This is a genomic window from Streptomyces sp. NPDC004284 (genome assembly GCF_042874035.1).
Classification (GTDB): domain Bacteria; phylum Actinomycetota; class Actinomycetes; order Streptomycetales; family Streptomycetaceae; genus Streptomyces.
The window spans coordinates 160,787-174,096 of sequence record NZ_JBIAMJ010000003.1; the positions used below are offsets into that span (position 1 = coordinate 160,787).

At 73.5% G+C, this 13,310-nt stretch carries 10 protein-coding genes and 2 tRNA genes; 9 read left to right on the forward strand and 3 right to left on the reverse strand.

Annotated features, from left to right (window positions below):
* Nucleotides 1-2 precede the first annotated feature (2 nt).
* Nucleotides 3-665, forward strand: a complete 663-nt coding sequence (locus ACFYUS_RS10395) for a class F sortase (protein WP_388848151.1) — start codon at nucleotides 3-5, stop codon at nucleotides 663-665.
* Between the two features lie 293 nt (nucleotides 666-958).
* Here the strand turns inward: ACFYUS_RS10395 and ACFYUS_RS10400 are convergent.
* A tRNA-Lys gene (locus ACFYUS_RS10400) sits at nucleotides 959-1,032 on the reverse strand.
* A 182-nt stretch (nucleotides 1,033-1,214) separates the two neighbouring features.
* On the opposite strand from ACFYUS_RS10400, the gene ACFYUS_RS10405 reads away from it, so the two are divergent.
* From ACFYUS_RS10405 to ACFYUS_RS10430, 6 genes are all read left to right on the forward strand, one after another.
* Complete coding sequence (locus ACFYUS_RS10405) at nucleotides 1,215-2,558, forward strand: peptidoglycan-binding protein (protein ID WP_388848154.1); 1,344 nt, start codon at nucleotides 1,215-1,217, stop codon at nucleotides 2,556-2,558.
* A 25-nt stretch (nucleotides 2,559-2,583) separates the two neighbouring features.
* The gene (locus tag ACFYUS_RS10410; protein WP_388848157.1) at nucleotides 2,584-4,410 is read left to right on the forward strand and encodes an SPFH domain-containing protein; all 1,827 of its coding nucleotides are present in this window, start codon (nucleotides 2,584-2,586) and stop codon (nucleotides 4,408-4,410) included.
* A gap of 135 nt (nucleotides 4,411-4,545) precedes the next feature.
* Nucleotides 4,546-5,139 carry a lytic polysaccharide monooxygenase gene (locus ACFYUS_RS10415; RefSeq protein WP_388848160.1) on the forward strand — a complete coding sequence of 198 codons (594 nt, stop codon included), beginning with the start codon at nucleotides 4,546-4,548 and terminating at the stop codon, nucleotides 5,137-5,139.
* A 39-nt stretch (nucleotides 5,140-5,178) separates the two neighbouring features.
* A complete protein-coding gene (locus ACFYUS_RS10420) occupies nucleotides 5,179-6,846 on the forward strand; it encodes an AMP-binding protein (RefSeq protein ID WP_388848163.1) in 1,668 nt (555 codons plus the stop codon).
* A 198-nt stretch (nucleotides 6,847-7,044) separates the two neighbouring features.
* A complete protein-coding gene (locus tag ACFYUS_RS10425; protein ID WP_388848166.1) occupies nucleotides 7,045-8,352 on the forward strand; it encodes a sensor domain-containing protein in 1,308 nt (435 codons plus the stop codon).
* Nucleotides 8,283-8,945, forward strand: a complete 663-nt coding sequence (locus ACFYUS_RS10430) for a response regulator (RefSeq protein ID WP_388848168.1) — start codon at nucleotides 8,283-8,285, stop codon at nucleotides 8,943-8,945. Before ACFYUS_RS10425 ends, ACFYUS_RS10430 begins: the two co-directional genes overlap by 70 nt.
* A 57-nt stretch (nucleotides 8,946-9,002) precedes the next feature.
* On the opposite strand, the gene ACFYUS_RS10435 is transcribed toward ACFYUS_RS10430, so the two are convergent.
* A tRNA-Lys gene (locus ACFYUS_RS10435) sits at nucleotides 9,003-9,076 on the reverse strand.
* A 101-nt stretch (nucleotides 9,077-9,177) separates the two neighbouring features.
* Nucleotides 9,178-9,936 carry an IclR family transcriptional regulator gene (locus ACFYUS_RS10440; protein WP_388848170.1) on the reverse strand — a complete coding sequence of 253 codons (759 nt, stop codon included), beginning with the start codon at nucleotides 9,934-9,936 and terminating at the stop codon, nucleotides 9,178-9,180.
* A gap of 294 nt (nucleotides 9,937-10,230) precedes the next feature.
* Between ACFYUS_RS10440 and ACFYUS_RS10445 the strand changes: the two genes are divergently transcribed.
* Together ACFYUS_RS10445 and ACFYUS_RS10450 are read left to right on the forward strand one after the other, a co-directional pair.
* Nucleotides 10,231-11,304: an LLM class flavin-dependent oxidoreductase gene (locus ACFYUS_RS10445; protein WP_388848173.1), complete on the forward strand. Its 1,074-nt coding sequence runs from the start codon at nucleotides 10,231-10,233 to the stop codon at nucleotides 11,302-11,304.
* Between the two features lie 246 nt (nucleotides 11,305-11,550).
* Nucleotides 11,551-13,254 (forward strand): glycosyl hydrolase family 18 protein, encoded by a 1,704-nt coding sequence (locus ACFYUS_RS10450; protein WP_388848176.1) that lies wholly within the window; start codon nucleotides 11,551-11,553, stop codon nucleotides 13,252-13,254.
* Nucleotides 13,255-13,310 lie beyond the last annotated feature (56 nt).

Below are 13,310 nucleotides of genomic sequence, written 5' to 3' on the forward strand. Positions count from 1 at the left end.
GCGTGTCGTCCGGAACCCGCCCGACGGGCACCGGGCGACTCGTCACCGGCGTGACCTGGGCCCTCCTGCTGTCAGGGCTCTGGCTCTGGGGCCGCGAGGCCACCGACGGCCCCGGCGGCAGCTCCGCGCCGACCACCGGCGACATCGCCGCGGTCGGCCGCCCCCTCGGCGTCGCGCTGCCCCCGGCCCGCGACCCGCTGCCGGCCCTCGAACCCCGGCGGGTCGAGATCCCCTCCCTGGGCATCAGCGCGCCCGTCGTGGCGCGCGGCCTGGACGACACGGGCGCGATCGATCCGCCGCCCTTCGAGATGCCCCACACGGTCGGCTGGTACGGCTCCGGCACCCGGCCGGGCGCGGCCGGCGCCGCCCTCCTCGTCGGTCACGTCGACACCGAGACCCGCCGGGCCGTCTTCTACGGCCTGAGCGCGGCCCGCCCCGGCACGAAGGTCCGCGTCACCCGGACGGACGGATCCGTCGCCGAGTTCACCGTCGACGACGTCCAGGTCTTCCCGCGCGACGGCTTCGACGCGGGCAAGGTCTACGGCGCCCGCGACCCCCACCGCGCCGAGCTGCGCCTGATCACCTGCGGCGGCACCTTCGACCGGGCGACGGGGGCGTACACGGCGAACGTGGTGGTCTCGGCGTATCTGACGGGAACGGGCTGAGCGTTTCCTCCGGGCCGGGCCGAGCCGGACCGGACCGGGCCGGGCCGCGCCTCGGTCGGCGGGGCGAGTCCCGGGCCGCCGCCGACCGGGCCGGTCCTCGACCGAGGGGCTCACGGGCCGCGGGAGGAGCCCGGTGCCGCCACGGGAGGTCGGGGTTCCGCACACTGTAGAGGCCCGGCCCCCGCCCGGCCCAGGGATGTGGCGTAACTGGCGCACGACGCACAGTAGTTGGCTCGGAAAGCCCGGAGAAAGACCAAGGCCCCTCACCGATGGTGAGGGGCCTTGGCTCTGCGTGCGCCGCCAGGGACTCGAACCCCGGACCCGCTGATTAAGAGTCAGCTGCTCTAACCAACTGAGCTAGCGGCGCCTGCTGACAAAGAGAACTCTACCTGACGTGCGGGGGTGCTCCTGACCAATACCGGTCGCCCCCGGCCTGTCGGATGGTCGTATCGGGCCTTCGATCCGTCAAAATGCGATTTGTCCAGACAGTTGAGACACTGACGCCCGAAACAAGGGTCAAAAGATCTTGACGAGTGTGGAGGGGATCACATGAGCGTGCCGGTTTTCGAGGAGTTCGAACCCGCGGCCGACTGCGGCTGTCCGGGCTGCGCCCGGCAGCGGCGTGACCTCGCCCTGGGCCTGCCCGTCCGGGCGGGCGGCCACCCGGCGGCGCACGGCGCCCGCCGCGCGCTGGTCCTGGTCACGGCGGCGGGCGTGGCCCTGGGCGGGGGAGGGGCCGGGGTGGCGACGGCCCTCACCGGCCCGCCGGGCTCCGCCGAGTCCGCCGGCGCGTCCCTGCCGGGATCCGACACCCCCCAGGGCGGGCGGGGGCCGCTGCACGGCAGGCCGGGCCCCGGCCCGGACCCGGCCCCGGGCGCCACCCCGACGACCACTCAGATCTCGACGGAGACGCTGCGGGAGACGACCCGCGCGGAGATCATCAACCGGGCCAAGACGTGGGTCTCCGCGCAGGTCCCGTACTCCATGGAGAAGTACTGGTCGGACGGCTACCGCCAGGACTGCTCCGGCTACATCTCCATGGCCTGGAACCTGAGCGGCAACGAGTGGACCGGCAGCCTCGACCGCTTCGCCGTACGGATCGACCGCACCGAGCTCCAGCCCGGCGACATCCTGCTCTTCCACAACCCGGACGATCCGACCCGCGGCTCGCACGTCACGATCTTCGGCGGCTGGACCGACTACACCCACACCTCCTACATCGCCTACGAGCAGACCAAGCCGCACACGCGGAAGCAGGCGACGCCGATGGCGTACTGGGAGAACTCCGACCGGTACGTGCCCTACCGCTACAAGGGCGTGGTGAGCGGCGGCAGCACCGGCGGCGGGGCGGAGCCCACGGTGTCGGCGGCGTACCCGGGGTCGGGGATGTTCGGCCCGGGCGCGGACAACGCGTACGTCACCCAGCTCGGGCAGCTGCTCGTCGCGCGCGGCGGCAAGAAGTACTACACCCGGGGCCCCGGCCCGCGGTGGGGCGAGGCGGACCGCAGGGCGACCCAGGCGTTCCAGCTCGCGCAGGGCTGGAAGGGCAAGGGCGCGGACGGCCTGCCCGGGCCGCAGACGTGGCGGCTCCTCGTGACCGGTGGGGGCAAGGGCATCGGCGGTTCGAGTGGTTCGGGCGGTCCGAGCGCGAATGCGGCGGGGTTTCCCGGGCGTGGCTCCTTCCGTCCGGGCCAATCCAACGCATATGTGGAGAAGCTGGGCAAACAACTGGTGAAGCGGGGCTTCGGCAAGCACTACCTGTCGGGACCCGGTCCGCGCTGGACGGAGGCGGACCGCCGCAACGTCGAGGCGTTCCAGCGGGCGCAGGGCTGGCGCGGCGCGGCGGCCGACGGCTACCCGGGCCCGGAGACCTGGCGGCGCTTGTTCCGATGACCCCGAGAGCATGAGGTGGACCCGAATGACGGCATCGACCCCGAACCCCGCGGACTCCGGCGCGGCGGCCTCGCGTGACGCGGCCCGCACCGCCAGACGTCTGACGGACGGCACCCTCCCGCGCACGTCCCCACCGGACCCGGGCTGCCCTCCGGCCACCCCGGAACCGCCGGGGGAGGGGACGCCCGCGGGAGGGCCGGAGGCCGGTGCGTCGACGCCGATCGCCCAGGCGCCGGAGCCGGTACCGGAGTCGGCACCGGTACCGGCACCGGCACCGGCACCGGCACCGGCACCGGTACCGGAGCCGGAGCCGGGTGAGGCGGTCGGGTCCGCCTCCGGCCCGGAGGCCGTCGCCCCGGGTGACGACCACCCTGCCGAGAGGGCCGCCGCCGAGAAGGCCGCCGAGGAGAACGCCCCTGCCCCTGCCCCCGCCCCCACTCCCGCCCCCGCCGACGCGCTCGACTTCGGGCGGATCAGGGCGGCGGGGGTCGGTGCCGTCGCGGTGCCCGTCGCCGCCGTGGTGCGGGTCGCGCGGCGGAAGAACGTGATCGGGACCGAGACGACCGGCTCCATCCCGGTGCACCTCCTCTTCCGGGACGGGCCGGAGCCCGTCGTCCCCGTCGCGGCGGACGACGACGGGGGGCCCGACACCATCGCCATGGCCGCGCCCACCCCGCCGGCGGTGGGCCGCAGGCCCGCCATTCCGGCCCCGTCGAAGGTCCAGGCCCCGACCAGGCCGGACCCGGAGCCCCGGATCGAGCCCCGGACCGAGCAGCAGTCCACGCGGCAGTCCAGGCCGCAGCCCGCAGCGAAGCCGAAGCCGCAGCCCAAGGCCCAACCCGGACTCCAGCCCAGGTTCCCACCCAAACCCCAGCCCCAGTCCCGACCTCAGCCCAAGGCGCAGTCCCGTCCCCAGCACCCCGTCTCCCGCCCCGCCCCCACTGCCGATCCCGCGCTCGTCGAGCGCCCGGGGCCGGTGCTGCCCGGGTGGGTCGGGGTCGTCGCGGGGGCGTTGGCGGTCGCCGGGTGTGCGGCGGTCGTGTGGTGGGCGGGGGCGGTGCCGGCGGAGGCGGCGCGGATGCTGCGGCTGCCGGCGCGCCCGTACCACGGCATTCATCTCGGGCAGTGGGCCCTTCTGGCGCTCGGGGTGGTGCTCGCCCTGTTCGCGCTGGGCGGTCTCGGCCGGGGGAGGGTCGGCTACGCGTGGGTGCTGACCCTGTTCGGCGACTATCGCGGGACGGTCCGCCGCACGGGTCTGGTGTGGGTCAGTCCGCTGCTGCTGCGCCGCCGGGTGGACGTCCGGCTGCGGCACTGGCGCAGTGAGCCGCTGTCGGCGGTGGACGCGAAGGGCACCGCGCTCGACGTGACCGTCCTGGTGGTGTGGCGGGTGCGGGACACGGTCCGGGCGGCGCTCGGGGTGGACGGGCACGAGGAGTATCTGCGGGAGCAGGTGGAGGCGGCGATGGCCCGGGTGCTGTCGCAGCTCCCGGCGGACGCGTTCCACGAGGACGCGCCGACGCTGCGGGACGCGGAGGCGGTCGGCGAGGCGCTGACGCGGATGCTGTCGGCGGAGTGCGCCCCGGTCGGTGTGGACGTGTTCTCGGCGCAGCCGACGCGCATCGAGTACGCGCCGGAGGTGGCGGCGGCGATGCGCCGGCGCCGGATCGCGGCGATCGACGCGAAGCACCGGGACAGCGTCCTGACCTCGGTGGTGGACGCGGTGGACGACGTGGTCCACCGGCTGACCAGTCGTGGTCTGGTGGAGCTGGACGACTACGAGCGCAAGGCGCTGGTCAAGGACCTGACGGTGGCGTTCTACACGGGCAGGACGGGGCCCGTGGAGGGGGCGTGAGGGGGATGGACATGTTCAACGTCCGTCCATACCTTGGTAGTTGGTCCAGACCAAAGCGTGAGTGAAGCAGTGAAGCAGTACCCGTACGCGCGCACGGCCCGACGGAACTCCCCCACGTTCTCCTGGAGCGACAGCATGCGCAAAAAGTCAGTCGGGGCGGCGGTGGTGGCGCTCGGCGTCGCCGGCGCCACCCTCCTGGGCACCGGCACCGCCGGGAGCCACGGCTACACCGACGCGCCGATCAGCCGTCAGAAGCTCTGCGCCAACGGCACCGTGACCAACTGCGGCGACATCCAGTGGGAGCCGCAGTCGGTCGAGGGGCTCAAGGGCTTCCCGTCCGCGGGCCCCGCGGACGGGAAGATCTGCGCCGGCGGGAACTCCCGCTTCTCGCAGCTCGACGACCCCCGCGGCGGCGCCTGGCCCACGACGAAGCTCGTGGCCGGGCAGAGCTACGGCTTCCGGTGGCAGTTCACCGCCCGCCACGCCACCACGGACTTCCGCTACTACATCACCAAGAACGGCTGGACCGGGACCAAGGCCCTGACCCGGGCCGACCTCGACCCCCAGCCGTTCCTGACCATCCCCTACAACAACCAGCAGCCGCCGTCGACGCTCACCCACTCCGGGACGATCCCGGCGGGCAAGACGGGCCGGCACCTGATCCTGGCGGTGTGGACGGTCGCGGACACCGCGAACGCCTTCTACGCCTGCTCGGACGTCTCGTTCTGACCGTTCATTTCTGACGAGACGTCAGCTAAGGTCCGGCCCATGAGGAGCGCGGACACCGTCGCGGAGCTCGTACGGCGCCAATGGGGCGACCACCGGACCGGCCTGAGGGACGAGCACCACACCCTCACCCACCACCAGGTCGCCGCCGGAGCCGCCGCGCGGGCCGCACTCCTCGTGGACCTGATGCCACCCGTGCCGGGGGGCGAGCCGCACCTCGGCATCCTGCTCGACAACACGCCGGAGTACCCGCTCTGGCTCAGCGCGGCGGCCCTCGCGGGGGCCGCCGTCGCCGGGATCAACCCCACCCGGCGCGGCGCCGAACTCGCCCGGGACATCCGGCACACCGCGTGCCGGGTCCTCATCACCCAGCGCGCCCACCTGCCGCTCCTCGACGGGCTCGCGCTGCCGGGCCTGCGGATCCTGGTCACGGACACCGAGGCGTACCGGGAGCTCCTCGCCCCGTACGCGGACGCCCGCCCCGGCGAGGCCCGGCTCGGCCCCGTACGCCCCGACAGCCGCTTCCTGCTCTCCTTCACCTCCGGCTCGACGGGCGCGCCGAAGGCCGCCCTGTGCAGCCAGGGACGCCTGGCGGCGGCCGGCGCCTCCCTCGTCTCCCACTTCTCCGTCGGCCCGGACGACGTCCACTACATCTGCATGCCGATGTTCCACGGCAACGCCGTGATCGCCGACTGGGCGCCCGCGCTCGCCGCCGGGGCCGGGGTGGCGCTGCGGGCCCGCTTCTCGGCCTCCCGCTTCCTGCCGGACGTACGCCGCTTCGGCGCCACCTACTTCACCTACGTGGGCCGGGCCGTCCAGTACCTCCTGGCCACCCCGCCCGGCCCCGACGACCGCGCGCACCCGCTGCGGCTCGGCTTCGGCACGGAGGCGGGCGCGGTGGACGCGGCCCGCTTCCGGGAGCGCTTCGGGGTCCCGCTCGTGGAGGGGTACGGCTCCTCCGAGGGCGGCGCGGCGATCCAGCGGACCCCGGACACGCCGACGGGCGCGATAGGCCGGGCGGCACCGGGGGACGACCTGGCGGTCATCTCCTCCGACACGGGCGAGGAATGCCCCCGGGCCCGCTTCTCCGCCACCGGCCGCCTCCTCAACGCCACCGAGGCGGTCGGCGAACTCGTCAACCGGGGGCGCTCGCCCTTCGAGGGCTACTGGCGCAACCCGGAGGCGGAGGCGGCGCGGCTGCGCGACGGCTGGTACTGGACGGGCGACCTCTTCTACCGGGACGCGGACGGCTTCCTCTACTTCGCGGGCCGCACCGACGACCGGCTGCGGGTCGACAGCGAGAACCTGGCCGCGGCGATGATCGAGAACATCCTGGCGCGCTGGGACCGGGTCGCCGGGGCCGCCGTCTACGCGGTACCGGACCCGGTCGCGGGGGACCAGGTCATGGCGGCACTGGCCCTGCGGGAGGGCGAGGCCTTCGACCCGGAGGCCTTCGCGGACTTCCTCGCGGCCCAGTCGGACCTGGGCACGAAGATGCCGCCGCGCTTCGTCCGCGTCATGCGGGAGCTCCCCCTGACCGCCACCAACAAGATCCACCGTGCGGCCCTCCGCCAGGCGTCCTTCCGCTGCGAGGACCCGGTCTGGTGGCGCCCGGCCCCCGGAGCCCCGTACGAGCCCCTGACCCCGGCGGCGCTCGGCGCCCTCCGCGCCCACCACACCCGGCACGGCCGTCCCGAGGCCTACGGCTAGGGCCTGCCCCAGGGGGGCGCGCACCACTTCCGGCAGGCGCGGCAGGGCCCGGAGCGCGAGGCACGGCTCGGCGGAGCCCGGGGCCGTACGGGGCCGAGGCCCGCGCCCCGGGTCGTACGGGGGTGGGGCCCGCCCCACCCTCCGTACGCCCTCCAGGGCCATGGTCCCGCCCCCGGCCCCGCCCCTACGGTGGGCGCCATGGAACCCCGTACGCCCTGGCAGGCACTCGTCCGGTCCCGGTATCCGCGCAGCTCCTGGCCCTGGCGGTCCGTCGGCTATCTGGCCGGCGGGGCCGTCGTCGGGGCAGCCGCCGGGGTGGTGTTCCTGGTGCTCGGGGTGTTCTCGGTGTTCCTCGTCGGGCTGCCGCTGCTCCTGCTCTCCGGGATCGCCCTCGGGCGCGTCGAGCGACTCCGCCTGGGGACCGTCGACCTCGACCCCGCCCCCGACCCGCACCGCGTCCCCGCCGCGCCCGGCCTCGCCGCGTGGCTCCGGACCCGGGCGAAGGAGCAGGCCACCTGGCGGGAGCTCGCGTACGCCCTGCTGTTCGCGACCGTCCTGTGGCCGCTCGACCTCCTCGCGCTCGCCGTCGGAGTCGGCCTGCCCGTCGCGCTCCTCAGCGCCCCCCTCCAGCTGGCCGTGGACGGCCAGGAGGCCAAGGTCGTCAAGGCGTACCTGGTCTCCTCCTATCCCGAGGCCTTCGCGACCGCCCTCCTCGGCGCCGTCCTCCTCCTCGCCCTCGCCTATCCGCTCGCCGCCGTCGCCGGGGCCCGCGCCGCCCTCGCGAGGGCCCTGCTCACGCCCCGCGAGAGCGAGCGGCAGGACGGCATCGGCGAGGTCATCGCCTCCCGCGCCCGGCTCGTCGACGCCTTCGAGGCCGAGCGGCGCCGCATCGAGCGCGATCTCCACGACGGGGCCCAGCAACGCCTGGTCGCCCTCACCATGACCCTGGGCCTGGCCCGGCTCGACGCCCCGCCGGGCGGCCCGCTCGCCGAGCAGCTGGCGAAGGCCCACGCGGAGGCCGGGCAGGTCCTCGGCGAGCTGCGGGAGCTGATCCACGGCATCCACCCCCAGGTCCTCGCCGACTACGGCCTCGGCCCGGCGCTCGCCGACGCCGCCGACCGTTCCGCCGTCCCCGTCGACACCGACGCCGAAGGACTGCCCCGGCTGCCCCGCGCCGTCGAGAGCGCCGCGTACTTCGCCGGCCGCGAGGCCCTCGCCAACATCGGCAAGCACAGCGGCGCCCGCCGGGCGCGGATCACCGCCCGGCACACGGACGGCGTCCTGCTGCTCGACGTCGAGGACGACGGGCGCGGGGGCGCCGATCCGGCCGGCGGTTCCGGCCTCACCGGACTCGCCGACCGGATCGCCGTCCTCGATGGCACACTGACGATCATGAGCCCGCCGGGCGGGCCGACCCTCCTGCGAGTGGAGATCCCGTGTCCCGCACTGCCGACAAGCTCCGCGTCGTCCTCGCCGAGGACAGCGTCCTCCTCCGGGAGGGACTGATCGGACTCCTGGCGCGCTTCGGCCACGAGGTCGTCGCCGCCGTCGGCGACGCCGACGCCCTGCGCGAGGCGGTCGCCGCCCACGAGCCCGACATCGTCGTGACCGACGTCCGGATGCCGCCCGGCTTCCAGGACGAGGGCCTGCGCGCGGCGGTCGCGCTCCGCGCCGAGCGGCCCGCCCTGCCGGTCCTGGTCCTCAGCCAGTACGTGCAGCGCAGCTACGCCGCCGACCTCCTCGACGCGGGCGACGGCACCGGCGTGGGGTACCTGCTCAAGGACCGGGTCGGGCAGGTGGAGGAGTTCGCGGACGCCCTGGCCAGGGTCGCGGCCGGCGGCACGGTCGTCGACCCGGAGGTCGTACGGCAGCTGCTGCGCCGGCACCGGGACCCCCTGGAGGCGCTGACCCCGCGCGAGCGCGAGGTCCTGGGCCTGGTCGCGGAGGGCCGTTCCAACGGGGCGATCGCCCGCCACCTCGTCGTGACCGAGGCCGCCGTCGGCAAGCACATCGGCAACATCCTGGCGAAGCTGGACCTGCCCCCGGCCGAGGACACCCACCGGCGGGTCCTCGCCGTCCTCACCTACCTCCGGGCGTGACCCCGTCCGTACGACGAGAAGGCCCCCTCACCGAAGTGAGGGGGCCTTCCCTGTCTGTGCGCCGCCAGGGACTCGAACCCCGGACCCGCTGATTAAGAGTCAGCTGCTCTAACCAACTGAGCTAGCGGCGCCTGCTGACAGAGAAAATACTACCTGGTCCCGAGGGGTGCTCGTGACCACCCCGCCGGGACCACCTGCCAGGACCCTCCTCCGGGCGCCTCGGATCGGCGCCTCAGATCGCCAGCGACAGCACCACCGGAGCCGCCCGCCGGTTCAGCGCGTCGGCCGCCGCGCGCAGCCGGTGGGCGTGCTCGATCGGCAGGGAGAGGGCCAGGCAGCCCACGGCCGAGCCCGCCGTGAGGGGGACGGCCGCGCAGACCGTGCCCACCGCGTACTCCTGGAGGTCGAGCACGGGCACGGACGCCGGCTGGCTGTCGAGCGTGGAGAAGAGGACCCGCTCACTGGTGATCGTCCGGGAGGTCAGCCGGGCTATCTTGTGCCGCGAGAGGTGGTCCCGGCGGCCGTTCTGGTCGAGCTGGGTGAGCAGGCACTTGCCGACCGCGCTGGCGTGCGCCGCCGAGCGGAAGTCCACCCACTCGTTGACCCTGGGCGTGCGCGGGCCGTCGGCGAACTGGGTGATCCTCACCTCGCCGTCGATGTACCGGCTGATGTAGACCGCCGCGCCGACGGAGTCGCGGAGCTCGCCCAGGGTCTCCTGGAGCTTGGCCTGCAGGGCCTCGCGGCGGGTCTGGCCGGAGCCGAGGAGGACGAGGGAGTCCCCGATCACGTACGCGCCGTCGGCGACCTCCTCGACGTACCCCTCGCGGCGGAGCATGAGGAGCAGCGAGGTCAGGTGGGCGAGGGGCAGGCCGGACTCGCGCGCGATCTGGACGTCCGTCACTCCGCCACCGTGCCGCGAGACCGTCTCGAGGACGCGCAGGGCGTATTGCACCGAGTGGAACGGCGCGGTGGGCTCGGGCTTCAGAGCCACGGTTTCCCCCTACCCGGTTGTGACCGCAAGCTTTCGTACCACGATAGCCGCCAAGGGCCCTTTGCGGGGCGGCTGTTGGCGAGAATGATGCGGGGGTCCCGGCCCCTGGTCTGGGCTTCGCCACCCTGGCATATGCCCATGTCATGAGTGGTGCGCGGAGCCTCAGGTCAGGGGCGTGCACCGGGGTGCCGGGCGTCGGTGTTCGGCCACCGGAACGAAGGGCGGGAATAAGCGGAGACACCCTCCTGTTGTGCTCCCGATGTATCTGTACGTGCGCCGAGGAGGGTCCCGACGGTGACCGACGCTATTCGAGGAGAGGCGCGGGGGACCGCGCCCGTACCGCTGTCCGTGCTGGACCTGGTGACGGTCGGCAGCGGGCGGACCGCGACCGAGGCGCTCGCCACCAGCGTCGAGCTGAGCCGGCTCGCCGAGCGGCGCGGGTTCCACCGGCACTGGGTGGCCGAACACCACTCCATGCCCGGGGTCGCCTCCTCCTCCCCGGCCGTGATCCTCGCCCACCTCGCGGCGCACACCCGCCGCATCCGGCTCGGCTCGGGCGGCGTCATGCTGCCCAACCACGCCCCGCTCGTCGTCGCCGAGCAGTTCGGCACCCTGGAGGCCCTCGCCCCGGGCCGGATCGACCTCGGCCTCGGCCGCGCCCCCGGCACGGACGGCGCCACGGCCGCCGCGCTGCGCCGCAGCGACACGCTCGACGAAGGCGCCGACGACTTCCCCGAGCAGCTCGCCGAGCTGACCCGGTTCCTGGACGACGACTTCCCGGACGGGCACCCGTACGCCCGGATCCACGCCGTGCCGGGGCCGGTGCAGGGCCCGAAGGGGCGCCCGCCGATCTGGCTGCTCGGCTCCTCCGGCTTCAGCGCCCGCCTCGCGGGGCTGCTCGGACTGCCCTTCGCCTTCGCCCACCACTTCTCGGCCAGGAACACGATCCCGGCGCTCGACCTCTACCGGGACTCCTTCCGGCCCTCGGAGGTCCTCGACGCCCCGTACGCGATGATCGGCGTCTCGGCCTTCGCCGCCGAGGAGGCGGCGCAGGCCCGCCGCCAGGTCCTCGCGGGCGCGCTCGCGATGCTGCGGCTGCGCACCGGCCGGCCCGGTCTGGTGCCGACGCCGGAGGAGGCGGCGGCGTACGGATTCAGTCCCGCCGAGCGGGAGTTCGTGGACGGCTGGCTCGCGAACATCGTCCACGGCACCCCGGACGAGGTCCGCACGGGTCTGGACGATCTGCGGAAGCGGACGGGCGCGGACGAGCTGATGATCACGGCCAACGGGCACGGCGGCGCGGAGCGGGTGCGGAGCTACGAGCTGATCGCCGACGCGTACGAGCTGCCGGAGCTTCCCGAGGCGTGAATCCGGGGAATCCGGGGGCCGGTTGGTTCACTCCCGAACGAACCACCGTCCTGCCCTAAGGAAACCTTAAACCGCTCGTCACCGATGGTGGCGGGCGGTTCCGTTTTGTGCTGCACGGCTCTGACAAGGGCTTTCTCCGTCGAATTGGTCTAGTCCTCAATCTGGTTCAGACCATTGACGCGCTGTTCACGCGGCGGATATCACTGCTCCAACTTCCGTACCGCCACCCCCACTCGGAGGCAGCACGTGCACCCCCGTAAGCCCTTGATCGCCGCGCTTCTCAGCTCGGCCCTCGCCGCCGGCGCCCTCGCCGCCACGGCCGGCCTCGGTTCCGCCCAGGCGGCCGAGACCGCCACCGCCCCCTCCACGGGCGGCGTGAAGATCGCGTACTACGACCAGTGGAGCGTCTACGGGAACGCCTTCTACCCCAAGCACCTCGACGAGCGGGGGATCGCGGCCGACCTGGACGTCATCAACTACTCGTTCGGCAACATCCACCCCACCGACCTCACCTGTTTCGAGGCGAACAAGGCGGCGGGCGACGACAACAACCCCAACGCGGGTGACGGCGCCGGCGACTCGTACGCCGACTACCAGAAGTCCTTCTCGGCGGCGGACAGCGTCGACGGCGTCGCCGACAAGTGGGACCAGCCGATCGTGGGCGTCTTCAACCAGTTCAAGGAGCTGAAGGCGAAGCACCCCAAGCTGAAGATCAACATCTCGATCGGCGGCTGGAGCTACTCCAAGTACTTCTCGGACGCGGCCAAGACCGACGCGAGCCGCAAGAAGTTCGTCGCCTCCTGCGTCAAGCAGTACATCCAGGGCGACCTGCCCGTCGAGGGCGGCTTCGGCGGCGCCGGCTCCGCCGCCGGCATCTTCGACGGCATCGACATCGACTGGGAGTACCCCGGCTCGGCCGACGGCCACCTCGGCAACCACTACGCCCCCGAGGACAAGCAGAACTTCACGCTCCTCCTCGCCGAGTTCCGCAAGCAGCTCGACGAGTACGGCGCGGCCCACGGCGGCAAGAAGTACCTCCTGACCGCCGCGCTCCCGGCCGGCCAGGACAAGATCAAGAACATCGAGACGGACAAGATCGGCGCGTACCTCGACTACGCGAACATCATGACGTACGACATGCACGGCGCCTGGGACGGCGACGGGCCGACGTACCACCAGTCCCCGCTGTACTCCGGTACGAACGACCCGACCGACGTCATCAAGCCGGGCACCGAGAAGTACTCGATCGACAACGCCATCGACTCCTGGATCGACGGCAAGCCCGCCTACGGCATCACCGGCGGCTTCCCGGCGAACAAGCTGACCCTCGGCTACGAGTTCTACTACCGCGGCTGGAAGGGCGTCCCCGCCGGCACCACCAACGGCCTCGCCCAGACCGCGACCGGCGGCTCCGGCGCCCGCCCGCTGAGCCAGGCGGCCGGCATCGCGTACTACAAGGAGCTCGGCGGCATCGTCGACAACGCGGCCACCACCTTCTGGGACGACCAGGCCAAGTCCGCGTACTTCTACAAGGACGGCGAGTTCTTCACCGGCCTGGACAAGCGCACCATCCAGGCCCGCGCCGACTACGCCCACCAGCGCGGCCTCGCCGGCGCGATGATGTACTCGCTCCTCGGTCTCGACGCCAACGCGACCCTCTTCAAGGACATCGTGACGGCGGTCGGCTCGTCCCCGACGTCCCCGACCACCCCGCCCACCACGCCTCCCACGACCCCGCCGACCACGCCTCCGACCACCCCGCCCACCACGCCTCCGACGACGCCGCCCACCGGCTGCACCGCCCCGGCGTACGTGGCCGGCCAGGTCTACACCGGCGGCCAGACCGTCTCCTCCAACGGCCACAACTGGAAGGCCAAGTGGTGGACGCAGAACGAGGCGCCCGGCACCACCGGCGACTGGGGTGTCTGGCAGGACCTCGGCGCCTGCTGATCCCGCTCACCGCATGAACCACTGCCCCCGCCCGGAATGTCCCTCCGGCCGGGGGC

Coding starts and splice junctions, on each gene's coding strand:
- ACFYUS_RS10405 (WP_388848154.1), top strand. CDS start 1,215: ATGAGCGTGCCGGTTTTCGAGGAGTTCGAACCCGCGGCCGACTGCGGC.
- ACFYUS_RS10410 (WP_388848157.1), top strand. CDS start 2,584: ATGACGGCATCGACCCCGAACCCCGCGGACTCCGGCGCGGCGGCCTCG.
- ACFYUS_RS10415 (WP_388848160.1), top strand. CDS start 4,546: ATGCGCAAAAAGTCAGTCGGGGCGGCGGTGGTGGCGCTCGGCGTCGCC.
- ACFYUS_RS10420 (WP_388848163.1), top strand. CDS start 5,179: ATGAGGAGCGCGGACACCGTCGCGGAGCTCGTACGGCGCCAATGGGGC.
- ACFYUS_RS10425 (WP_388848166.1), top strand. CDS start 7,045: ATGGAACCCCGTACGCCCTGGCAGGCACTCGTCCGGTCCCGGTATCCG.